Origin of the sequence: Burkholderia sp. AU45251 (assembly GCF_030482905.1) — a bacterium.
GTDB classification, from domain to species: Bacteria; Pseudomonadota; Gammaproteobacteria; order Burkholderiales; family Burkholderiaceae; genus Burkholderia; species Burkholderia aenigmatica.
Window position 1 is genome coordinate 456836 of the sequence record NZ_JAUJQH010000002.1, and the last position, 20875, is coordinate 477710.

The following is a 20875-nucleotide window of genomic DNA, read 5'->3' on the forward strand; positions in this document are numbered from 1 at the left end:
ATTCCTGTCCTTTACCGCAGAGTTTTGACCAGCGTCAGTGGTCCTGATTTCGTTCAAATCGGTTGCGATTCTCCGTTCCACGATCCCCCGACGACGCGCCCGGAAGGGACTCGGGAGAGCCACGGCTCTCACCGTCCAATGGGCAGTCCCGTCGGCTCGACTCACTTTCATTGACACGGCGCCTCAATCCTCGCGTGATCGGCAAGCGGTCAAAATGCCGCGCAGCAAGTCGACGGGGGGCGGCGGACATCCGGGAATCGTGACGTCGACCGGCATGATCGACGAGACCGGTCCACACACCGCATAGCTGTTGGCAAAGATGCCGCCGGTACACGCGCATTCGCCCGCAGCGACCACCAGCTTCGGCGCGGGCGTCGCGTCGTACGCGGCGAGCACGGCCGCTCGCATGTTCAACGTCACGGGCCCGGTCACGAGCAACAGATCCGCGTGCCGCGGACTCGCGACGAACTTGATGCCGAGTCCTTCGATGTTGTAGTACGGATTGTTCAGTGCGTGGATTTCCAGCTCACAGCCATTGCACGAGCCCGCGTCGATCTGTCGAATGCACAGTGCTCGCCCAAGCAAATCGAGAATGTCCTGGCGAATTCGCTGCGCCTCGTGACGCCACGCATCTTCCACCGCAGGCACGGGTTCGTTCGGAAAATCAGTGCGCACGAACTGACGAATGAGTTGCCACATCAGAGATCATGCCCCGCGTAGTTCAGATTGAACGACTTGTTGATCAACGGGAAATCGGGAACGATGTTGCCGATGATCGCGTGCTCAAGCGCCGGCCAGTTTTGCCACGACGGATCGTGGCAATGGCACCGCACGACCGCATCGTCCGGTGCTGTCTCGAGTGCAACGAACACGTCACCGCGCCAGCCTTCGACCCAGCCGATTCCCCGGGAACGTCCGGCTGCGGGCGTCACGTCGACGACGATCGGCCCCCGCGGAAGATTCGCCAGCAGCAACCGGATCAAACGGAGCGATTCGTCGATCTCGGCAAAACGGACGGCGACGCGCGCAGCGACGTCGCCGCGTACGTCGCTCACCGTCTTGACGGTGAGGTCGCCATACGGCGCTGCTTGCAGGTCTGCGCGCAGGTCAAACGCTCGGCCGCTGGCACGGGCCGCCATGCCGCGCACACCGAAATGCTCGACGACGTCAGGTTTCAGCCGGCCGGTGCCGAGAAAGCGGTCCTGCAATCCCGACTGATCGTCGTAAATCTGCCGCATCGCGTGGACGTCGCGTTCGATGCTTTCGCATTGAACCGACAGTTCGGCCGCGTGCTCGAGAGAAAGATCAACTGCCACACCTCCCGGCACAACCCGATCCATCAGGTAGCGATGCCCGAAGGCCCGCGCGTTCATCCGTATCCAGTCCTCCTTGAACCGCGAGAATTGCGCGAGACCGAATCCGAAACCGGCATCGTTGCCGAGCGCGCCCAAGTCGCCCAGATGATTGGCGATACGCTCGCGCTCGAGCAGGAGCGCGCGCACATAAAGCGCACGCCTTGACGGCTCGACACCATACGCCTGCTCGAGCGCCATGCAATAGGCCCACGAGAACGCGACGGTCGAGTCGCCGGCAACCCGGCCCGCAACGCGATGGCCGTTCGATGCGGCCGTCCGTTCGAACAACCGTTCGACGCCGCGATGTACATAGCCAAGTCGTTCCTCGAGCCGCAGCACCTTCTCGCCGACGACGGAGAACCGGAAATGGCCTGGCTCGATCGTACCGGCGTGAATCGGCCCGACGGCGATCTCATGTACGCCGTCGCCGGCCACCCGTACGAACGGATAATCTGCCTCATTCGACTCGAAGCGTTCGACGCCGGTCGCCTGCGTTTGCAACGGAAAGTAATCGGCGGGCCAATTTCCGTGATGGAGCCACGGGCGTGTATCCAGAGCCGCACGGGCGCGCAAGCCGATTAGATCGAAAATCGCCCGCTGCATACGCGCCGCGTACGGAAAAATTTCGGCCAGATCGGGGAAATCCCCTTCGGGCCGCGGCTTGTCGCCCGTTGCGAGACGTACCCACAGGATGCCGTCCTCGCATTCATACGCCGCATTCACCGTGAATACGCGCTCAGGTGCTTCGTCGCCCCACATCGCAACGAGCCGGCATTGTTCCGATTGCGCCGCATGGGCGATCTCGAGCCACTTCGATTCGTCGACATCGGTCACGATCGCCGGAATCTGGCCTGCGCCTTCCACAAGGCGCGTCGCGCTGCCGATCTGCATCAAATCGAGCCGCATGCGTCACCCCGCCAGCATTGTTGCCGCCTGGCGATACCACATCGCCAGATAAGGCGGCACGTAGAGGCCGAGCATCAGGCCAAGCCCCAGGTGGACGAAAACCGGTAGCAGCGCCGGCCGGTGCGCGAGCGGCCTGGCCGTCGTCTCGCCGCCGAACACCATCCGCTGCACGCGCGCGAAGATTGCCGCGAACGCGACGGCAAGCCCGAGCAGCAACAACGGCGCGGTCCACGGTAACGTGTTCATTGCGGTCGTGAGGATCAGGAACTCGCTCGCAAACACGCCGAACGGCGGCAGGCCGAGAATCGCAAGCGTGCCGAGCATCATTCCCCAGCCGACCGTCGGGCTGACCTGCAGTAGCCCGCGGATGCCTTCGATCGCTTGCGTGCCGGCTTTCTGCACCGCGTGGCCGACTGCGAAGAAGATCGCCGACTTGACGAGCGAGTGAACCGTCATGTGGAGCAGCCCGGCGAACGTCGCGACCGGACCGCCGAGCCCGAACGCGAACGTCATCAGCCCCATGTGCTCGATCGACGAATACGAGAACAGCCGCTTGACGTCCTTCTGCCGAAACAGCGAAAACGACGCGACCAGCACCGACACCAGTCCGAAACCCACCAGCAGCCGCCCCGGCAAACCGTTGCCGAGCGCGCCGTCCGCGAGCACCTTGCAGCGCAGTACCGCGTACAGCGCGACGTTCAGCAGCAGGCCCGACAGCACCGCCGAGATCGGTGTCGGCCCTTCCGCATGCGCGTCCGGCAGCCAGCTGTGCATCGGCACGAGCCCGACCTTCGTCCCATAGCCGACCAGCAGGAACACGAACGCGATCGAAACGATCGTCGGATCGAGCTGGGCCTTGACGGCGGCCAGGCTCGTCCACAGCAGCGCGTCGCCGTCGGTCAGTTGCCGGCTCGCGGCCAGATACAGCAGGATCGTGCCGAACAGCGCCTGCGCGATACCGACGCCGCACAGGATGAAGTACTTCCAAGCCGCCTCGAGACTCGCGGCGGTCCGATAGACGCTGACCAGCAGCACGGTCGCCAGTGTTGCGGCCTCCATCGCGACCCACAGCACGCCAAGGTTGTTGGTGAGGAGCGCGAGCAGCATCGCGAACATGAAAAGCTGATACATGCTGTGATAAAGCCGCATCCGCGCCTGCGTCATCCGGCCGCGGGCTTCCTCGACCTGCATGTACGGCCGCGAGAACAGCGACGTCGTCCAGCCGACGAACGCAGTGAGCGCAACCAGGTACACGTTGAGCGGATCGACAAAGAAAGCCTGCCCGAACACAAATGACGGTCCGTGCTCGACGGTGCGTGCGGCCAGCACGAGCGTTGCCGCGAATGTCAGGAAGCTGAAGCCCACGTTCAAGCCGCGTGCGACATGGCTCGGCCGCACGGACGCCAGGCATCCGGCCGCCAGTAGCGGGATGCCGAGCACAGTGAACACGACGTGAGCGTCATTCATCCTTGAGCTTCTCGAGGTGATGGATGTCGAGACTGTCGAACTGCTCGCGAATCTGAAACATGAACACGCCCAGGATCAGAATACCGATCAGCACATCGAGCCCGATGCCGAGTTCGACGATCATCGGCATGCCGTTGGTGGCGGCCGTCGCCGCGAAGAACAGCCCGTTTTCCATCGACAGAAAACCGATCACCTGCGGAATGGCCTTCGCGCGCGTGATCATCGACATGAACGACAGCAGCACGCACGCAAGCGCGATCCCGAGCGTGCCGCGTGCCACCGACGTTGCAAGCTGGCTGATCGGCGACGCGACGTTGAACGCAATCACCACGAGCACGATGCCGATGAGCAGCGTCGTCGGAATATTGATGAGCGGTTCGACGTCGGCCTGGACATCGAGCCGTCGAACCAGCCGGTACAGGATCCATGGAATCAGGCCAACCTTCAGCGCAAGCGTCAGCCCGGCGGACACGTACAGGTGCCCGTCGCCCGTCACGAAGCCGAGGATCAGGTTCGCGGACACGAGTGTGACACCCTGCAACGTATAGAGATGGATCAGCGTCAGAATCCGGCGCTGGCTGAGCATCGCGAACGACAGCATCAGCAGCACGGCCGCGAGAAAATTGATCAGTTGCGTCGCGTAGCCGTGCATTCATGCCCCCAGCAACAGATGAACGAGCATGCCGATCACCGCGAGCAGAAAGGCGGTGGCAAGGAACTCCGGCACCCGGAAGATCCGCATCTTCGCGTTGGCCGTCTCGACGACCGCAAGCGCGGCCCCACCTGCCATCAGCTTGGCGAACAGCACCGGCACGGCCAGTACGAGCGCGAGCGGATTGCCAGCACTCGCGATCCCCCACGGTATGAACAGGGCGAGACCGATGCACGAATACGCGAACAGCTTGAGGCTGGCTGCCCATTCCATCAACGCGAGATGACGCCCCGAGTATTCGAGGATCAGCGCCTCGTGGATCATCGTGAGTTCAAGGTGGGTGGCCGGATTGTCGACGGGCAGCCGCGCGTTCTCGGCCAGCGACACCAGCGTGAATGCGATCCCGGCAAAGGCCAGACTCGGGTAGATCGTGAGCTCGCTACGCCCCAGCGTCTCCACGATGCTCGTCAGCAGTGTCGACTGCGTGATCAGCGAGGCCGACAGCAGCACCATCAGCAGCGCCGGCTCCGCGAGGAAGCCGATCAGCATTTCGCGGCGGGCGCCGAGCGTGCCGAACGCCGTTCCGACGTCCATCGCGGCGAGCGACAGCGCGACGCGCGCGAGTGCGAACAGGCCGACCAGCGCGATCGCGTCCGCGGCCGGCGACAGGGGTAACTCGGTCGACAGCGTCGGCACGATCGCACATGCGAGCGTCATCGCCGCCCAGACGACGTAGGGGGCGCCGCGGAAGACCGGACTCGCGCCGTGCGCGACGACCGATTCCTTGTTGAACAGCTTGTGGAGCATGCGATACGGCTGCCAGATCGACGGCGCGCGCCGGTTCTGCAACCAGGCGCGGCACTGATTGACCCAGCCCGTGAGCAGCGGCGCCGCCGCGAGCGCGACCACGATCTCGAGGGTCTGCGATAGCACGCCGGATAGGGTTACCATCGTCTCACCAGCATCAGGAGCAGGATCAGTACGGCGAAACTATAGGTCAGATAGACGGCAATCTTGCCCGTCTGCAGGCGACCGGCCCAGTCTGCGGCTCGCTGCGTGAGCGCCGCGATACGCGCGTAGAACGCTGACCAGGTTCGATCGGCGATCGATACGCGGTACACCGGCTGCGCGTCGAACGGCGACGGCAATTGCCGCTCGATGTGCAACAGCGGCGAGAAGATCTCGCGGATCGGCTGCCCGAACCCTTCCGCGGTGTCCTGCATCCGGGCAGACGTGAACGGAAAGCCGCAACTCCACGGCGCTGCGCGCCGCACCCGGCCGTGGTAGAACCGTCTCACCAGCACCCATGCGGCCCCACAGCACGCAATGAAAAACAGCATGAATACCGCAGGCATGTAGCTCGCCCGCGCGGTCGACACCGGCACGAACAGCAACCAGCCGTGATTCTCGGCACCGACGCCTGCGCCGACGAGTGCGCGCGTAATGCGATCGAGCACCTTGACGAACTGCGCGGGCATCAGTCCAAGCAGCACGCCGATGACGGCGAACCAGCCGAACGCAAGCCGCTCCCACGTGTTCGCATCGCGTGCGCGGTCCAGCTTCGCCTCCCGAGGTTGCCCGAGGAACACGATGCCGAAGAACTTGACCATCGTATAACCCGCCAGCGCGGCCGACATCGCGATCAGCGCAGCGACGATCGGCACCGTCATCGCAAGTATCGAATTCGGCAAGCTCGGCGTAAACAGGACGCTCTGCAGCAGCAGCCATTCGGCGGCGAATCCGCTCAGCGGCGGTAAACCCGCGCTCGCCGCGACGCCCGCGAGCATCGCCCATGCGGTCCACGGCATGAAGCGGATCAGGCCGCCGAGCTTGCCGAGATTGCGTTCACCGGTGGCGTGCAACACGGCACCCGTACCAAGGAACAGCAGGCTTTTGAACGCCGCGTGGGCCACGATCTGGTAGAGCATCGCGGTCAATGCAAGCGCGGAAAGACTGGTCATCCCGTAGGCACGAAACAGCACGGCGATCCCGAGCGCGACGATCATCAGACCGACATTGTCGATCGACGAATAGGCGAGCAGGCGCTTCATGTCGACCTGGATCGTACTGAACACGACACCGAGCAGCGCGGTGCCGACGCCCAGCACGAGTAACAGCACGCCCCACCAGGCGATCTGCACGTGCAACAAGTCGAACACCGTGCGCAGCAGGCCATACAGACCGACTTTCAGCACGAATCCGCTCAGCAGCGCAGATACAGGCGATGGCGCCGCAGGGTGGGCCTCGGGCAGCCACACGTGCAGCGGGAAAATGCCGGCCTTTGCGCCGAAGCCGAAGAGCGCGAACAGGAACGCGAGTGACGCCCAGAACGCGTCGAGCGATTGCGCCCGCATGTTTGCGAATGTGTAGTCGCCGGTGCGCGCCTGCAGGATGCCGAAACAGAGCAGCAGCGCGAGCGCGCCGACGTGCGAGATCAGGAAATACAGGTAGCCGGCCCGGCGGATCTCGCCGAGCCGGTGGTTGGTCATCACGAGGAAGGTCGCGGACAGCGTCAGCATTTCCCAGGCGACCATGAACACGTAGGCATCGTCCGCGATGAGGACCAGCGCGATGCTCGCGACGCACACGTGGTATTCGAAACAGATGAGTCCCGGCGCGGCCCCTTCGCCCTTGCGGAAATAGCCTGCAGAAAAGGCACCGATCCCGGCGCTGACGATGCCGAGTACGAACAGGAAATAACCGGACAGCCGGTCGACACGCAAATGAAACGGCAGGTCGGGCAGTCCGATCGGCAGCACCGCAGCCGACGGTTCGGCAAAGATGCCGGCGAGCCCCGCCGCGCCCAACAGTAGCCCGACCAGCGCGCCGAGCGGAAACAACCCATGCGCCACGAGCCTTGTGCGATGCAGCACACCAAGCCCCAGCGTGCCGATCGCGAGCCAGACGGCCGCGGCCAGCAGGACCAGATGGACGACAGGCACGGGGGGCATCCGGATTGTCTCCAGTACGCACGGGTTGGGCGAGTTGCACGAAATAGCCGCGGAACCGCACGGCATCGTTCCGTGCGCATTATGACACTGAACGACTCATCTAGCTAACAGGATATGATAATGCCATTATCATGTGAACCACATGCCACGGAGCATCCGGCGCGCCCTGCGCCGCTTCTTTGCGACCCGGGCCCCGGGTGCCTGAACGGCGGCCCGGATCCCAATCCGCGCGACTGAGTGAAGACCCTATGCCAGCGCAGTACTTTCGTAGCCTGACCGGAAAACACCGCAGCGCGAGCGCCAACCGTCAGCTCGGATTTTCGCTCGCCTTCGTCGCCGGCGCGACCAACGCCGGCGGCTTCCTTGCGGTCAGGCAATACACGTCGCACATGAGCGGCATCGTATCGGCGATCGCCGACCAGACAGCGCTCGGGGATATTCGGCTGGTGCTCGCCAGCATTGGTTCTCTCGCGTCGTTTCTCGTGGGCGCGGGGTGCTCCGCGGTGCTCGTCAACTGGGGGCGCCGCCGCAGTCTTCAGAGCCAGTACGTGCTGCCGCTGGTGGTCGAGGCTGCGCTGCTGCTTCTGTTCGGCCTGCTCGGCAGTCACCTTGCACTCTGGGAGGCGTTCTTCGTGCCCGTGACCGTGATCCTGCTGTGCTTCATCATGGGGCTGCAGAATGCGATGATCACGAAGCTGTCCGGCGCCGAAATCCGCACGACCCACATGACCGGCATCGTGACGGACCTCGGTATCGAACTGGGGAAGCTTTTTTACTGGAATCGGTCGAAGGTCGATGCGGACGTGCACGCGGTCATTGCCAACCGCGCGAAGCTGAAGATCCATGGCACGATGCTGGCGTCCTTCCTGATCGGCGGCCTGGCCGGTGCAGTTGGCTTCAAGCATGTGGGCTACGTGTCGACGGTCCCGCTCGCCGCAGCGCTTGTCACACTCGCGATCGTACCTGTCGTCGACGATGTGCTCGCCTGTCTCTGCCGGCTGAATCGCCGGCCTTGAAGCCGCGCGAGGCGGCGTGAATCTCGACCCACAACCCCGGAGCATGCATGCTCGAAGAGCAAGTCTACGTTGGTGGCCGGTTTGGCCTGAACGGATACCGTTCCGCGCTTGTCGCGACGACGGCGTCGCGCTTTGTGAGCGACATCACTTGCACGTCGCACGGCAAGGCGGTCAACGCCAAAGACGTGATGTCGGTCATGACGTTGTGCGCACCATCCGGCACCGTCATTCGTATCACCGCGATCGGCCCCGACGAAGCACTGGCCGCTCGGGCATTGGTCAGCGTACTGTCAGCCGATGATACCGTCTGACTCACCGTCAATCGCAACCGGGGGCTGCCGCCCAGCCGCGCCGCGCCGGCGAAAGCAAATGCAATATAATTCGATTGGCATATTGGCTGCCCCTTCCCCGCAATGGAAACGAAAACCGAACGCCTGACCATCCTGATCGATCCGGCGAAGAAAGAAGCCTTTGAAATGCTCTGCACAGCACAAGATCTGACGGTGTCGCAAGTGGTGCGGCAGTTGATCCGCGAGCACCTCGAGCGACACGGCGTGAGCGACAAGACAAAGAGCCCGCTCGGCAAACGGGTGAAACGAAGCGCGGGTTGAATTCGAGTCACGCAGCGCAATCACCGCAGGATTGATCCCGACCGCATCGATCGCCACCCCGGTCAGATGCCGGTAGCCGCATTTCGCCAGCGATCCACCGCCAAGCCCGATCATGCAGATGTGTCGGGGCGCGGATTGCAGCAGCGGAAATCCCCTCATCCGTGTGTAGCCGAGCGCGATCTGCTCGGGTTCGTAGCGCGAGATGAAGCGCCGGGCGGCGAAGCGATCGAAGGGCCACAAGATTGCGCGGCACGTTTCCGGCACAAAGGGCTGCCCGCCATTCAACGCCGTTGACAGGAAATTGACGAGGGTGTCGCCGGAGGTTCGGTCGTCACTATCCATGCTCAGCGTGCTCACGCGGTCGAACGATTGATGAATGATCGGCAGCGGCTACGCAACCATCCGTGAACACGGCACGGCGTCATGCCCTTTTCAGAAAGCACGCTTTGAGCATGAAACTGCCGGCGGCCGTCTTGCAGTCGATTTCGTGGTCGCCGCCAACGACCCCAATGCTCCTCACCTTGGTGCCCACCTTCAGCGTGATCGATGCCCCCCTTCACGCGCAGATCCTTGATCGGCACGGCCGCGTCGCCGTCTGACAACACATTCCCATTGGCGTCTTTGACGACGTTCGCTACCGACTCGTCAGCGGCGTCGGCTGCGGCGCCGGCGTTCGGCGACCACTCGTGACCGCAGTCGGCGCACCCGTACAAGGTGCCGTCCGGGTAGGTATTTCCATCGCGCATTGCGGAGATGAAGGGGCTGCCTTCATTGCAGCGTCCAATCGATCTGATCGAGTCGGTCAGCGTGGAGGGCGGCCGGCTGCACCGGCGACAACGCCGCACCGTCGCCTGGACGGCCATCCAAACATGCACACACCATTACAATCAAACACACATAAACGCACCGCTGGATTATAATCATGCGCTTGCCGCCTTTCACTGGACTTGAGGGTGGATTCGCTGAGGATGTCGACATGTTCGATCTGGATAGGGCACTACTGGCACCCGACCGACGACCGGTAACCCTGCGGGACGTCGCGGGAAACCGGGGGCTCATCGCCGTAGGTGTCGGGCGCGCTGGCGAACGTGGATTCCAGATGGTTCATCGCTTCCACGACGTGGGCGAACAGCTTGCAGCCATCGGCATTCACCTTGCTTTCGTCTATCCCCGGGAATCGGCCAGGCACGTCCTGGATCCGCTCTCGGCGGCCAGTGCCCGATTTCGGTGTCATCCGCACTTGCTCCTCGACTGGGACGGACGCTGTTTCACGCGAGAGGTGCCGCCACGATCGCTGGCCACCGTGTACCAGAACGGTGAAATGAGACGACTCGCCGACGTTGTCGATTTGCGCGGCGCGACGTGGGAAAGTGAATTCCGGGCGTTCGTTGCGCGTTGCACGGTCGGCGTGTGCTGAACCCAACGATCTCGGTCGAGGCTTGCACAACGTGGCAGCAGTCGTTTGTTTCCGGATCGGGAAAGGTGCGTCCCCGTCCCAGGATGCACTCGTCGATATGGCGCGTCGCTTCGCGAGCGACATCCTGCCCGTCGCGAACGGGCGCCGTGGTAACGCGAAAGATGGTATGGCCGTCGCGTCGTTGCAGATGCGTGGCGGCTCCTCCGCTCAGGTACTCGCTGCCGGCCCGGACGAGGAAGCCGCACTTCAGGCGCTTAGGCCATTGCTACAGAAGGAGTGACGCGCATGCCGCCGCTTGACCTTCCGTTCCTTGCCGTTCGAGCCGATCATGCAACCGCTCACACGGACAAACCGATCGTCGTGGAAACCGAGCACCTCGTGTCGCTGTGCTTCGACGGCCGCGGTATGCAAAGCACCATGCTGCGCGCCGCGCCGGATGCGCTTGCACTCGGTTACACACGCACGATGATGGGCTTCCTGTTATTCCAACCGGAATCGGCTCGTATTGGCTTGATCGGTCTGGGCGGCGGCTCGCTGGCGAAGTATTGCCATCGATACTTGCCCGAGGCGCACATCACGGCAATCGAAATCAATCCCGACGTGATTGCGCTACGCGATAGATTCCACATCCCGCCCGACGACGAACGCCTGACGGTCGTGTGCGCGGATGCGGCACGCCACCTGTCGACCACGACGCAAACGTTCGACGCACTGCTATTGGACGGCTTCAATGCAGATGGCGCGCCGGCCGAACTTTGCAGTTCGGCCTTCTACCAAACCTGCCATGCACGGTTGAGTAACGACGGTGTATTGGTTGTCAACTTTTTGGGTGAGGATCCGCGTCTCGGCGACATGCTCGGTCGGCTTTATGACACTTTCGGTGCTTCGATTGCACTCACGCCGGCGGAAGACAGTACATCCAACATGATCGCGTTCGCCTGGAAGCGCAACGCCCCCCTGCCATCGCTCGAGGCATTGATGGAACGTGCCGAGCGACATACCGAACGGCACAGCCTCGATCTCGTTGACACGGCGGTACGCATTGAAGTCGGCGCCAGTTACGACTGGACGCGCCTGAAAGCATGTCTTGCCAACTGATTTCCCGGCTTCCGACGCGCGCGGTCATGATCAACATACGGGAGAAACGATGAACGACAACGATACGACAAGCGCACCCATCCTCTCCGCGCCCGCAATCTGTGCGCTGGAGCGTCTTGCCGAGGTCCGCTATGGCCGGCAGGCGCCCGCGCCCGGCTGGTCCATCACGCGGGAATTGATCGGCGCGGGGTTGGTGAGTTCCCCATTGAATGGCCGTCCGTGCATTTCGATCACGGCAGCCGGACGGGCATTCCTGAGGAACCGAAAATAGCGTCCGCCGATCGCGCCAGGCAGATCGAATTGAAATCCCGCGTACGCCCTGGAAGTCGGCCTGTCGTAGTACGTACTACATGGGGCGCATGGCCGAAACGCGTCGAGGTTCAGCCATATGCCACCTTCGGGCGAATGTCACGTCGCTGCTGAAAATCGACACATGCGGTTGCCCGCTGACGTCCCACAACGCGGCCTTCCCACCGTCAGCGAATTTTGCTCGCGATAGAAAGCGTCCAGCCTGAACGCTGCGTCGTGCGTCGGGATTCGATCAAACAATGGGGAGTGGGCCGCCGGAACTCGACGTTTGCCTCGTGAGTTGACAAACTCCATGCGGACGCAGACGACTTGACCGGACTATTTTCGCTGGATCGTCAATGAAATCGGCACCTCGCGGGCCGAAAGGCTGGATTCACGGCGACTCGGGAGTGACAGGATTATTTTGCTCCACACCTTGAGACCGTGGATGACTTGCAACGGCTCCATTTCGCATTCCTATTTGTCCATCGTCCCGTCGACAACTTTTCCCCTCGAAGGCCGATGCGGCGTCAACGCGGATCCGCACGCCTGCAATGGCAGCAGTCACGCACCGGGGGCGGGTCACTGCGCGTACCGGTTATCGCCGTCGTCTTCACCAGGTCTTTGACGTCGGGCCGGAAACGCGGCTCCTCTTTTTTCTCTTCGGTTGGGGGATTGTAAGGAGCCATTGACAACAGATCGTGTAATATTTCGTAATGATCTGTCGAGTAACCTTTACCTGGCCCGAATCGAGTGGCGTAGCGGCGTCCGCACAAGCTGACGTTCGCCAACGCTTTTGCCCGAACGGCACTGGGGCGTGGTTCTCTCCCGGCGACGCGCCGGATATCGCGCCGACGCATTTTGCCCGTTCGTCGAGCCGTTCGTCGGTATTTGCGGCGAGCCGGCAAAGATTTCCGCGCGGACAGGATCAGCGGGCGATGCAGATTTCGTCACATTCCTCTGGAATGTTACGCAGTATTATCCGCGTCGCTTCGGCTACCACGCGTTCGGACTGGGCCTAACCGCTCGCCATGTTCCCGTTTTGCCCCCTCGTTTAGCGATGCCCATCCGAATCCTGCTCGTCGAAGACGACGTTCAATTGTCCGTACTGACCGCAGACTATCTGCGCAAGCATCAGTACGAGGTAGACACGCTGCTTGACGGCACCGATGCCGTGTCGACGATCGTCACGCGCCGCCCTGACCTGGTGCTGCTCGACATCAACCTGCCGGGCAAGGACGGTTTCGAGATTTGCCGCGAAGCACGCTTGCAGTACGACGGCATCGTCATCATGATGACGGCCCGCGACGAACTGTTCGACGAGCTGCTCGGCCTGGAATTCGGCGCGGACGACTTTCTCCACAAGCCGGTCGAGCCGCGCATTCTGCTCGCGCGGATCAAGGCCCACCTGCGGCGGCTACGCATGCGACCGGTTGACTACGTGCCGGCCTCCCCTCAGCGGTTCGAGTTCGGCAAGTTTTCGATCGACCGCGCGGATCGCAAGGTTCGCCTTCCTGACGGTAGCGCGCCTCGCCTGACGTCGACCGAATTCGACCTGCTGTGGGCCCTTGCCTGCCGCGCCGGCGAGGTCGTCAGCCGGGAAGACCTGACGGTGCTGTTGCGCGGCATCGAGTTCGACGGCTTCGATCGCTCGATCGACGGCCGGATCTCGAAGCTGCGCCGCAAGCTGCTCGATGACATCACGGAACCGAAGCGGATCAAGACGATCCGCTGCAAAGGCTATCAGTTCAGCAAGCACGCGTGGGAATAGCGCGGCATATGGGCCAACACGCTGCTTCGCATGCGGCCTGTCGTGGCCCGCGACCGCTCGCGTCGGCCGGCCGCGCACCTGCCACTGCACGTGTGCAGCACCTGCAGCCGTTGCCGCTTGGCGTCGGGCACGCCGATACCGGCCCGCGACCGGACACCGTCACGTGCCGTTCGTCTTCTCGCCGAGCGCGGTGACGGGCGTCTCCGGATTGCGCGCAAGCCCTTGCGCGAACACCTTCAATCCTTCCAGCAACGGCGTCAGCGCGTCCCACAGCGCTTCGTCGTGCAGCAGCCGGTAGGCGCCGCGCACGCCGGGTGCGACATGCGCGTGCTGCGCCGGTTGCCACGCGCCAACGTGGTGCAGCGCGTCGGCAGCCGCGAACGCGGCCTTGCCGAACTGCTCCGGCGGAATGCGCGACAGCGCCATCAAGAGCACCGCGAGATTCTGCATGCCGCTCTGCATGCCCGGCTTGTCGAGTGCATCGACGAACGTGTCGGCCAGCCGCGCGTTCGCGCTGACGACCTCGCTCGCCAAATGCAGAAATCCATGCCGGTGCAGGCTACCGAGCAGGTGTTCGAGCGCGTCGTGCGCGCCGGGCTCCATGTGCGGAGGGTTCGTGTCGGGAGACTGACGTTCGGTCATCGGCTTTCTCCGGTTGGGACGCCACGTGGCAGCTGCGACGGCGACCACGCGCGCCGGTTGCGTCTCGCTCGTCGGACGCCCCGTGCCCGGCGGCAGCGGCCGCGATGCGCGGCAAGGGGCCAGACAGGCGCGCGAACCGCGCGCGGTTTGCCCCGCGGCGGTTACTTGCGCCGTTTCCATCGGCGAGCCATGCGGCCCGCCTGTCGAACGGCCGTGCCGGTACGCGCCGGCCAGCCGCCGCCCTACCGCATGTTTCCCGTATGCCCCAGCGAATAGCGCCCCGGCTGCGGCCACACCGTCAGGCCGTGCGGCTCCATGCCGACGGGAATCGACCGGACCGCGCCGCTCGTGGTGTCGATCGCGTAGACGACGTCATCGAAGCGGCCCGACAGCCACAGCGTCTTGCCGTCCGCGCTGACGTTGCCCATGTCGGGGCTGCCGCCGCCGGGGATCGGCCAGGTCGCGACCACCTTGCGCGTCGCGAAATCGAGCACCGATACGCCGCCCTTGCCGTGGCGCGGCCCGTGGACCAGATTGGAGCCGCGATTCGCGATATAGAGCTTCGTGCCGTCGCGGCTCGGATACAGTCCGTGCGTCCCGACGCCGGTCGGGATGAAACCGGCCTTCGTGAAGCGGTCGCCATCGACGACGTATACACCGTCCGCCATCATGTCGGCGACATAGAACACCTTGCCATCCGGCGACACGCGGATGTCCTGTGGCATCCCTTTCCGGTCGAGCTCGAGGTAGCCGACCACCTTGCGATTCACCAGATCGATCTTCGCCAGCTTGCCGCCGAACTCGCACGTGAAGAGCGCATAGCGGCCGTCGATCGAAAAGTCGGCATGGTTGATGCCCTTGCATTGCGGGACATCGAGGCTCGATTTCAGCGCCATCGTTTTCGGGTCGCGGAAGTCGAGCCGCGCATGTGCCTCGGCCACCACGATCGCATCCTTGCCGTCGGGCGTGAAATACATGTTGTACGGATCGTCGACGCTCACTGCCTGACCGGGCTTGCCCGTCTTCGGATCGATCGGCGTCAGGCTGCCGTCGGTTCGCCCTTCCGCATTGTTCGCGACCCATAGCGTCTGCAGATCCCAGGCCGGCACGACGTGCTGCGGACTGCGGCCGACGGCGAACCGGTCGACGACCTTGTACGTGGCCGGGTCGATCACGTAGACGTCGTTCGACCGCAGGTTCGGCACATAGATGCGCGGCAAGGCGCCCGCTACCGCCACGCTCATGCGGCCGGCCTGCGCCTCGCTGTACAGGTTGTCGGGATTGATGACGGGCGGCATGCCGGGTAGGGCCGCGACGGCGGACGCCGCGATCGCACTGTGAGCGCAGAAGCCGGCCAGCGCTGCCGCAATGACGATCGCGAGACGGGGGAAGCGGTTGTGACGGCGAAAACGCGGTTGCATGGCGGTGTTCCTGTTCGATTGAATGGAACGACGGCAAAAATAGCGCGATGGCGCGCCTGCATCAGCGGCCGGCGATTTCCTTTCTGATTGCGTCGACGGTGCGCGACACGATGGCGTCGGTGCCGAGCCGGCCGAGTTCGACGCTCGCATGACGCGGATCGCCGCCGTAGACGCCGTCGACGGCACCGGGCTTCGCGGCGTCGCGCAGCTTGTCGACCCTGACCATGCGCGGCGCCACCGCCAGCAGCAGCGATGTGTCGGCCAGCCCCGCATGCGTGCCGATATCCGTGGCCGGCACGCCATGCTCGCGCAGGATCCGGTCATAACCGTCGGAACTGGTGCCGTAATACTCGGCCGGCACGAACGCGCGCGTGCCCGTGCCGGCCCACGACTTGTTGAGCCGGGCGACCGACTGCCTGATGTCGTTCTGGTAGCCGCCGTGGTCGCCGAGAAACACGATGTTCGTGAAGCCATGGACCCGGAAGCTGTTGGCCGCGGATTCGAGGGTCTTTTCGAAGACGTCGTCGGGCACGGTGATGGTGCCCGGAAAGCGCATGTGCGAGGTCGGCGGCGCATAGCCGCCCTCGGGCACATAGGCGATGACGGGCGCGACGATCGCGTTGCCGAGGCCTTCCGCAATCCGTTCGGACAGCACCCTGACCCGCGCATTGTGCTTGCCGAGCGCGACGTACGGCCCGCTTTGCTCGGTCCCGCCGATCGGAATCAGGATGGTGGTCTTGCCGGCCCGGATGCTGTCGCGTAGTTCGGTCCAGGTCATGTCTTCGAGCTGTACCGTTCCCGGCGCCTGGGCGAGCGCAGCTTGCGCGACGGTGAAAGCGAGGGCGGCGAAGATGGCGCGTGGCAGGCATTTCATCGCGGATTCTCGACGGAAGGAAAGAGACGACGCTGCGTTCCCTCGCACCATAAACGATCTCGCCCGACTTGTCGCTGACTGCGGCGCGACGATTCACGCCGCAGGTCGAGAGAAAGCGTTTCGTCAGGATTCCGTCGTGCGTCGCGAAGGTTCTCGCGCCATTTCAGCGCGCGACGGGACGATTCGATGCACGGACGGCGGCTCTTCGCGCCAGCATCACGTCAACGCGATTCACGCCGTCAACACGGCCACCGCCTTGATCTCGACGATATAGCCGGGCGCGCCGCCCAGCATGTGCGCACCGACCGCCGTCCACGCCGGCTTCGGGTGGGTGTCGAGGTAGCGGTCGCGCACCTGCATGAACAACGGCAGGTCGCGCATGTCGGTATGGAAGGTCGTCAGGTCGACCACGTCGGCGAACGATGCGCCGGCGGCATCCAGCACAAGCTTCAGATTTTCGAACGCCTGCACGATCTGCGCTTCACGGCCTTCGACGAGCTGCATCGCCGCATCGCGGCCGATCTGGCCGGATACGTACAGCGTATCGCCGACCTTCAGGCCGGGCGCGTAGCCGATCTTTTCGTACACCGCTTCCATTCCTGCCGGAACGATGGCTTTGCGATCACGCATGGGGGTCTCCGTGGCCGGCGTCTTCGCGCCGGCCGATTGGTTGTCGATGAACACACGTTGAACACGTGCAAGCGGCGTCACGACGCGCCGCTCAACCCGTGTCGCCGCCCGCGACCGGCAGCACCGTGCCGGTGATGTAGCTCGCCTCGTCGGATGCGAGGAACAGGATCGGCGCGATCTGTTCGTCGAGGCTGCCGTAGCGCTTGAAGAACGTCGATTCCGTCACCTGGCGCACGGCTTCGCCCATCCATGCCTGTTCCTGTTCGCTGTCGCCGGCCGCGTTGCGCGGCACGCGGCGTGGCGGCGCGCTGGTGCCGCCCGGCGCGGTCGCCACGACCCGGATGTTGTGCGCCGCGTATTCCATCGCGAGCGCCGCCGTCAGCGCATTGACGCCGCCCTTCGCCGCCGAGTACGGCACGCGGCGGATGCCGCGCGTCGCGTTCGACGAGATGTTGACGATCGTGCCGCCGCCGCGCGCGAGCAGGTGCGGCAACACCGCGTGACAGGTATAGAGCGTCGGCATCAGCGAACGGCGGATTTCCGCATCGATCTGTGCCGGCTCGAATTCGGCGAATGGGCGCATGCGAATCGCGCCGCCGACGCCGTTGATCAGGATGTCGATGCCGCCGAACGTCTGCACGGCGTGCGCGATCGCCGCCTGCGCACCTTCGTACGTTTCGAGATCGGCGACGAAGCCGGCCGTCTCGCAACCAGTCGCTTCGGCCGCGACCTCGGCGACGAAATCCGCGCGATCGACGAACAGCACCCGGCCGCCTTCGGCCGCCGCGCGCAGCGCGACGCCGCGGCCGATGCCCTGTGCGGCGCCCGTGACGACGATGACCTTGCCAGAGAATCGTTGCATGATCACGCCGCCTTTGCCGTGACGTTGGGGGTGAACTTCTCGTAGTGGAAGCTGTTCGGCTTCACGCCTTCGTCGTCGAAGTACTTGCGCACCGCGTCGACCATCGGCGGCGGCCCGCACAGATACACGTCGACGTCGCCGTCGTTCAGCGCGTCGGCCGGGATGTGCTGCGTGACCCAGCCCTTGCGCGGATGGTTCGACGCGGTGTCCGCGATGACCGTCGCAAAGCTGAAATTCGGCAGCTTCGCCGCGTAGGCTTCGATCGCTTCGACCAGCACGAGGTCGAGATCGCGCGTCACGCCATAGGTCAGGTGCACCTTCTGCTGCGACCCGGTGCGCGCGAGTACCTCGAGCATCGACAGGAACGGCGCAAGCCCCGTGCCGCCCGCGAGGAACAGCAGCGGCCGCTGCACGTCGCGCAGGTAGAAGCTGCCGAGCGGCCCGTGCAGTTCCAGCTTGTCGCCGGGCTGCGCCGATTCGAGCCAGGTGCTCATCACGCCGCCGGGAATCTTCTTGATCAGGAAGCTGACCTTCGCATCGGCCGGTGCCGACGAGAACGAGTAGGAACGGTGCTGCCCGCTCGCGGGCACGTCGATATTCACATACTGGCCCGGCAGGAAGACGGGCGCGGCCGCGCCGACGTCGAGTTCGAGCACGACGGCCGCGTCGTTGTGCTGCTCGACCTTCGTCACCGTGGCGGCGAACCCGCTCTGGCCGGTCTTGCACGCGACCGACGACGTCGGCACCGCGATCACGCAATCGCTTTGCGGCACCATCTGGCAGGTCAGCACGAGGCCGCCGTCCTTTTCATCTTCGGTGAGCGCATCGTCGATGTAGTCGTCGCCGAGGTCGTAGCTGCCGCTTTCGGCGCGGCACTTGCAGGTGCCGCACACCCCGTCGGAGCAATCCATCGGCAGGTTGATCTTCGCGCGGAAGGCGGCATCGAGCACCTTCTCGCCGGCCTTGCAGTCGATGAAGCGGGTTACCCCGTCCTCGAAATTCAGTGCAATCTTGTAACTGGACATGGCGTCGCCTCCACTTCCTTTCATGACAAAGCAACGGGTGTCAGACGTGGTACACGTCGAGCACCTGCCGGATGTAGTCGTTCTTCAGCACGATCTTCTTGTACGAGATCAGCAGTTCATCGCCCACCTTGCGCAACGTGACGAACATCGTGCCGAAGAAGTGATCGGTCACGCGGTAGCGGTGGTTCAGCGTGTGAAAGTTGTAGCGCACGTCCACCTCGTCGTCGCGCTCGGCCAGCACCTCGACGTTCGTCACGTTGTGGCTGGTGCGCGGCTCGGGCGTCGATGCGCCGCTGCGCTCGGTCTTGATCCGGAACACGCGATCCTCGAGGCCGCCGCGGTCCGGGTAGTACATCAGCGAGATCTGGCTCTGGTGATCCTCGGTCGGCCGATCGTCGTCGTCCCATGCGGGCATCCAGTACGTGACGTCCTCCGTGTAGCAGGTCAGCCACGCGTCCCACTGGCGATCGTCGAGCAGGCGCGCTTCGCGATACAGCGCCGCGCAGACAGTCCGGTAATCGAAGCTCATGCTGCCACCTCCCCGCGTTCCTTCTTCAGCGCATCGCGCATCACATGCACCCAGTGTTCGTGCTGGCACACGAACAGCCCTTCGTCCTCGCTGCGCTCGCCGGAAATGCGCGGGTTCAGCCCCATCTTCTTCGCGTTCTCGTCGGGCCCGTCGACCCACAGCGGCGCGCCGCGCGACAGGTCGTTCCACATCGCCGTGATGCCTGCATAGCCGGCCTGGCACGCGCGGAACTCTTCGAGGTCGTCGGCCGTGCCCATGCCCGTCACGTTGAAGAAATCCTCGTACTGGCGGATCCGGATCGTGCGGTCGGCCTCGCTCTCGCCCTTCGGCGCGAAGCAGAAGATCGTGACTTCGGTCTTGTCGACACCGAGCGGCCGCACCACGCGAATCTGCGTGCTGAACTGATCCATCAGGAACACGTTCGGGTACACGCACAGGTTGCGGGTCTGGTTGACGATGAAGTCGGCCTGCACGTCGCCGACGCGCGCCTTGATCTCTTCACGGTGCTGATACACGGGCCGCACTTCCGGGTTCATCGTCTGCGTCCACAGCAGGATGTGGCCATTGTCGAAGCCGTACACGCCCGCGACCGACTTGCTCCAGCTGTTCGCATCGACGGCCTTGGTGCCGTCTTCCTTGCGGCGGCCCATCGTCGCCGCGTAGTTCCAGTGCACGGTGCTGACGTGGTAGCCGTCGCAGCCGTTCTCCATCTGCATCTTCCAGTTGCCTTCGTAGATGTAGGACGAGTTGCCGCGCACCACTTCGAGCCCGTCCGGCGCCTGGTCGACGATCTGGTCGATGATCACGCGCGCTTCGCCGAGGTACGCCTCGAGCGGCAGCACATCGGCGCTGAGGCTGCCGAACAGGAAACCGCGATAGTTCTCGAAACGCGCGACCTTCTTCAGGTCGTGCGAGCCGTGCGTGTTGAACTGCACCGGATACTCGGTCGTCTTCTCGTCCTTCACCTTCAGCAGCTTGCCGGTGTTCGAGAAGGTCCAGCCGTGGAACGGGCACGTGAAGCTGCCCTTGTTGCCATGCTTGCGGCGGCACAGCATCGCGCCCTTGTGCGCGCAGGCATTGATGACCGCGTGCAGCTCGCCGGTCTTGTCGCGCGTGATCACGATCGGCTGGCGGCCGATCCACGTCGTGTAGTAATCGTTGTTGGCCGGGATCTGGCTTTCGTGCGCCAGGTACACCCAGTTGCTCTCGAAGATGTGCTTCATCTCCAGCTCGTACAGCTCGGCGTTCGTGAAGATGTCGCGGCGGCAGCGGAATACGCCGGCCGCCTTGTCGTCCTGCACGGCGGTGGCGAGCAGGTGATCCAGGTCGGTGGCTTGGTCGATCGTGGCGGACATGTTGG

The 20875-nt window shown here is 64.0% G+C and carries 22 protein-coding genes and 2 pseudogenes; 8 read left to right on the top strand and 16 right to left on the bottom strand.

Annotation, left to right across the window (positions count from 1 at the left end; genetic code table 11):
- Positions 1–183 precede the first annotated feature (183 nt).
- From QZM67_RS08790 to hyfB, 6 genes are read right to left on the bottom strand one after another with little or no spacing between them, the layout of a single operon-like run.
- Positions 184–699: an NADH-quinone oxidoreductase subunit B family protein gene (locus tag QZM67_RS08790; protein WP_301801903.1), complete on the bottom strand. Its 516-nt coding sequence runs from the start codon at positions 697–699 to the stop codon at positions 184–186.
- The gene (locus QZM67_RS08795) at positions 699–2261 is read right to left on the bottom strand and encodes an NADH-quinone oxidoreductase subunit C (protein ID WP_301801905.1); all 1563 of its coding nucleotides are present in this window, start codon (positions 2259–2261) and stop codon (positions 699–701) included. Before QZM67_RS08795 ends, QZM67_RS08790 begins: the two co-directional genes overlap by 1 nt.
- Positions 2262–2264: 3 nt before the next feature.
- Positions 2265–3728: a hydrogenase 4 subunit F gene (locus QZM67_RS08800; protein WP_301801907.1), complete on the bottom strand. Its 1464-nt coding sequence runs from the start codon at positions 3726–3728 to the stop codon at positions 2265–2267.
- Positions 3721–4380: a formate hydrogenlyase gene (locus QZM67_RS08805; protein WP_175021762.1), complete on the bottom strand. Its 660-nt coding sequence runs from the start codon at positions 4378–4380 to the stop codon at positions 3721–3723. Before QZM67_RS08805 ends, QZM67_RS08800 begins: the two co-directional genes overlap by 8 nt.
- Entirely contained in the window at positions 4381–5331 is a 951-nt protein-coding gene (locus QZM67_RS08810) for a respiratory chain complex I subunit 1 family protein (RefSeq protein ID WP_301801910.1), read from the bottom strand. It abuts the gene before it with no gap.
- Positions 5325–7331: a hydrogenase 4 subunit B gene (hyfB, locus tag QZM67_RS08815; RefSeq protein WP_301801912.1), complete on the bottom strand. Its 2007-nt coding sequence runs from the start codon at positions 7329–7331 to the stop codon at positions 5325–5327. The genes QZM67_RS08810 and hyfB overlap by 7 nt, the downstream gene beginning before the upstream one ends.
- Before the next feature lie 248 nt (positions 7332–7579).
- On the opposite strand from hyfB, the gene QZM67_RS08820 reads away from it, so the two are divergent.
- From QZM67_RS08820 to QZM67_RS08830, 3 genes are all read left to right on the top strand, one after another.
- Positions 7580–8347, top strand: coding sequence for a YoaK family protein (locus QZM67_RS08820; RefSeq protein WP_175021777.1), 768 nt, complete (start codon positions 7580–7582; stop codon positions 8345–8347).
- 47 nt (positions 8348–8394) lie between these two features.
- Positions 8395–8658, top strand: coding sequence for an HPr family phosphocarrier protein (locus tag QZM67_RS08825; RefSeq protein ID WP_301801914.1), 264 nt, complete (start codon positions 8395–8397; stop codon positions 8656–8658).
- A 102-nt stretch (positions 8659–8760) separates the two neighbouring features.
- A complete protein-coding gene (locus QZM67_RS08830; RefSeq protein WP_175021758.1) occupies positions 8761–8958 on the top strand; it encodes a ribbon-helix-helix protein, CopG family in 198 nt (65 codons plus the stop codon).
- Positions 8959–8964: 6 nt separating this feature from the next.
- Here the strand turns inward: QZM67_RS08830 and QZM67_RS08835 are convergent.
- A pseudogene (locus tag QZM67_RS08835) lies at positions 8965–9300 on the bottom strand (spermidine synthase); the annotation flags it as partial.
- Positions 9301–9379: 79 nt separating this feature from the next.
- Positions 9380–9730, bottom strand: a pseudogene (locus tag QZM67_RS08840) (zinc ribbon domain-containing protein YjdM).
- 204 nt (positions 9731–9934) lie between these two features.
- Here QZM67_RS08840 and QZM67_RS08845 point away from each other — a divergent pair.
- From QZM67_RS08845 to QZM67_RS08865, 5 genes are all read left to right on the top strand, one after another.
- Positions 9935–10375: a hypothetical protein gene (locus tag QZM67_RS08845; RefSeq protein WP_301801915.1), complete on the top strand. Its 441-nt coding sequence runs from the start codon at positions 9935–9937 to the stop codon at positions 10373–10375.
- 31 nt (positions 10376–10406) lie between these two features.
- Positions 10407–10655, top strand: a complete 249-nt coding sequence (locus QZM67_RS08850) for an HPr family phosphocarrier protein (RefSeq protein WP_301801917.1) — start codon at positions 10407–10409, stop codon at positions 10653–10655.
- Between the two features lie 5 nt (positions 10656–10660).
- Positions 10661–11473 (top strand): fused MFS/spermidine synthase, encoded by an 813-nt coding sequence (locus tag QZM67_RS08855; protein ID WP_301801920.1) that lies wholly within the window; start codon positions 10661–10663, stop codon positions 11471–11473.
- A 49-nt stretch (positions 11474–11522) separates the two neighbouring features.
- Positions 11523–11744 (top strand): hypothetical protein, encoded by a 222-nt coding sequence (locus QZM67_RS08860; RefSeq protein WP_301801922.1) that lies wholly within the window; start codon positions 11523–11525, stop codon positions 11742–11744.
- 1077 nt (positions 11745–12821) lie between these two features.
- Entirely contained in the window at positions 12822–13532 is a 711-nt protein-coding gene (locus QZM67_RS08865; protein ID WP_301802214.1) for a response regulator, read from the top strand.
- 159 nt (positions 13533–13691) lie between these two features.
- On the opposite strand, the gene QZM67_RS08870 is transcribed toward QZM67_RS08865, so the two are convergent.
- The 8 genes from QZM67_RS08870 to QZM67_RS08905 all read right to left on the bottom strand — a co-directional run bounded on the left by QZM67_RS08870 (position 13692) and on the right by QZM67_RS08905 (position 20870).
- Complete coding sequence (locus tag QZM67_RS08870) at positions 13692–14174, bottom strand: DUF1641 domain-containing protein (RefSeq protein ID WP_301801923.1); 483 nt, start codon at positions 14172–14174, stop codon at positions 13692–13694.
- A gap of 242 nt (positions 14175–14416) precedes the next feature.
- Positions 14417–15595 (bottom strand): YncE family protein, encoded by a 1179-nt coding sequence (locus QZM67_RS08875; RefSeq protein WP_301801925.1) that lies wholly within the window; start codon positions 15593–15595, stop codon positions 14417–14419.
- Between the two features lie 61 nt (positions 15596–15656).
- Positions 15657–16469, bottom strand: a complete 813-nt coding sequence (locus QZM67_RS08880; protein WP_175021751.1) for a creatininase family protein — start codon at positions 16467–16469, stop codon at positions 15657–15659.
- Positions 16470–16700: 231 nt separating this feature from the next.
- Positions 16701–17099 carry a RidA family protein gene (locus QZM67_RS08885; protein WP_175021750.1) on the bottom strand — a complete coding sequence of 133 codons (399 nt, stop codon included), beginning with the start codon at positions 17097–17099 and terminating at the stop codon, positions 16701–16703.
- A gap of 91 nt (positions 17100–17190) precedes the next feature.
- Positions 17191–17961 carry a benzoate diol dehydrogenase BenD gene (gene benD, locus QZM67_RS08890; RefSeq protein WP_175021749.1) on the bottom strand — a complete coding sequence of 257 codons (771 nt, stop codon included), beginning with the start codon at positions 17959–17961 and terminating at the stop codon, positions 17191–17193.
- Between the two features lie 2 nt (positions 17962–17963).
- On the bottom strand, positions 17964–18986 hold the full coding sequence (gene benC, locus QZM67_RS08895; protein WP_301801929.1) for a benzoate 1,2-dioxygenase electron transfer component BenC: 1023 nt from the start codon (positions 18984–18986) through the stop codon (positions 17964–17966).
- 40 nt (positions 18987–19026) lie between these two features.
- Positions 19027–19515, bottom strand: a complete 489-nt coding sequence (gene benB, locus QZM67_RS08900; protein WP_089454383.1) for a benzoate 1,2-dioxygenase small subunit — start codon at positions 19513–19515, stop codon at positions 19027–19029.
- Entirely contained in the window at positions 19512–20870 is a 1359-nt protein-coding gene (locus QZM67_RS08905; RefSeq protein WP_301801932.1) for a Rieske 2Fe-2S domain-containing protein, read from the bottom strand. Before QZM67_RS08905 ends, benB begins: the two co-directional genes overlap by 4 nt.
- Between the last annotated feature and the right edge of the window lie 5 nt (positions 20871–20875).

Excerpts from the sequence above, each read along its gene's own strand:
- QZM67_RS08790 (WP_301801903.1), bottom strand. The coding sequence starts at position 699 with ATGTGGCAACTCATTCGTCAGTTCGTGCGCACTGATTTTCCGAACGAA.
- QZM67_RS08795 (WP_301801905.1), bottom strand. The coding sequence starts at position 2,261 with ATGCGGCTCGATTTGATGCAGATCGGCAGCGCGACGCGCCTTGTGGAA.
- QZM67_RS08800 (WP_301801907.1), bottom strand. The coding sequence starts at position 3,728 with ATGAATGACGCTCACGTCGTGTTCACTGTGCTCGGCATCCCGCTACTG.
- QZM67_RS08805 (WP_175021762.1), bottom strand. The coding sequence starts at position 4,380 with ATGCACGGCTACGCGACGCAACTGATCAATTTTCTCGCGGCCGTGCTG.
- QZM67_RS08810 (WP_301801910.1), bottom strand. The coding sequence starts at position 5,331 with ATGGTAACCCTATCCGGCGTGCTATCGCAGACCCTCGAGATCGTGGTC.
- hyfB (WP_301801912.1), bottom strand. The coding sequence starts at position 7,331 with ATGCCCCCCGTGCCTGTCGTCCATCTGGTCCTGCTGGCCGCGGCCGTC.
- QZM67_RS08820 (WP_175021777.1), top strand. The coding sequence starts at position 7,580 with ATGCCAGCGCAGTACTTTCGTAGCCTGACCGGAAAACACCGCAGCGCG.
- QZM67_RS08825 (WP_301801914.1), top strand. The coding sequence starts at position 8,395 with ATGCTCGAAGAGCAAGTCTACGTTGGTGGCCGGTTTGGCCTGAACGGA.
- QZM67_RS08830 (WP_175021758.1), top strand. The coding sequence starts at position 8,761 with ATGGAAACGAAAACCGAACGCCTGACCATCCTGATCGATCCGGCGAAG.
- QZM67_RS08845 (WP_301801915.1), top strand. The coding sequence starts at position 9,935 with ATGTTCGATCTGGATAGGGCACTACTGGCACCCGACCGACGACCGGTA.
- QZM67_RS08855 (WP_301801920.1), top strand. The coding sequence starts at position 10,661 with ATGCCGCCGCTTGACCTTCCGTTCCTTGCCGTTCGAGCCGATCATGCA.
- QZM67_RS08860 (WP_301801922.1), top strand. The coding sequence starts at position 11,523 with ATGAACGACAACGATACGACAAGCGCACCCATCCTCTCCGCGCCCGCA.
- QZM67_RS08865 (WP_301802214.1), top strand. The coding sequence starts at position 12,822 with ATGCCCATCCGAATCCTGCTCGTCGAAGACGACGTTCAATTGTCCGTA.
- QZM67_RS08870 (WP_301801923.1), bottom strand. The coding sequence starts at position 14,174 with ATGACCGAACGTCAGTCTCCCGACACGAACCCTCCGCACATGGAGCCC.
- QZM67_RS08875 (WP_301801925.1), bottom strand. The coding sequence starts at position 15,595 with ATGCAACCGCGTTTTCGCCGTCACAACCGCTTCCCCCGTCTCGCGATC.
- QZM67_RS08880 (WP_175021751.1), bottom strand. The coding sequence starts at position 16,469 with ATGAAATGCCTGCCACGCGCCATCTTCGCCGCCCTCGCTTTCACCGTC.
- QZM67_RS08885 (WP_175021750.1), bottom strand. The coding sequence starts at position 17,099 with ATGCGTGATCGCAAAGCCATCGTTCCGGCAGGAATGGAAGCGGTGTAC.
- benD (WP_175021749.1), bottom strand. The coding sequence starts at position 17,961 with ATGCAACGATTCTCTGGCAAGGTCATCGTCGTCACGGGCGCCGCACAG.
- benC (WP_301801929.1), bottom strand. The coding sequence starts at position 18,986 with ATGTCCAGTTACAAGATTGCACTGAATTTCGAGGACGGGGTAACCCGC.
- benB (WP_089454383.1), bottom strand. The coding sequence starts at position 19,515 with ATGAGCTTCGATTACCGGACTGTCTGCGCGGCGCTGTATCGCGAAGCG.
- QZM67_RS08905 (WP_301801932.1), bottom strand. The coding sequence starts at position 20,870 with ATGTCCGCCACGATCGACCAAGCCACCGACCTGGATCACCTGCTCGCC.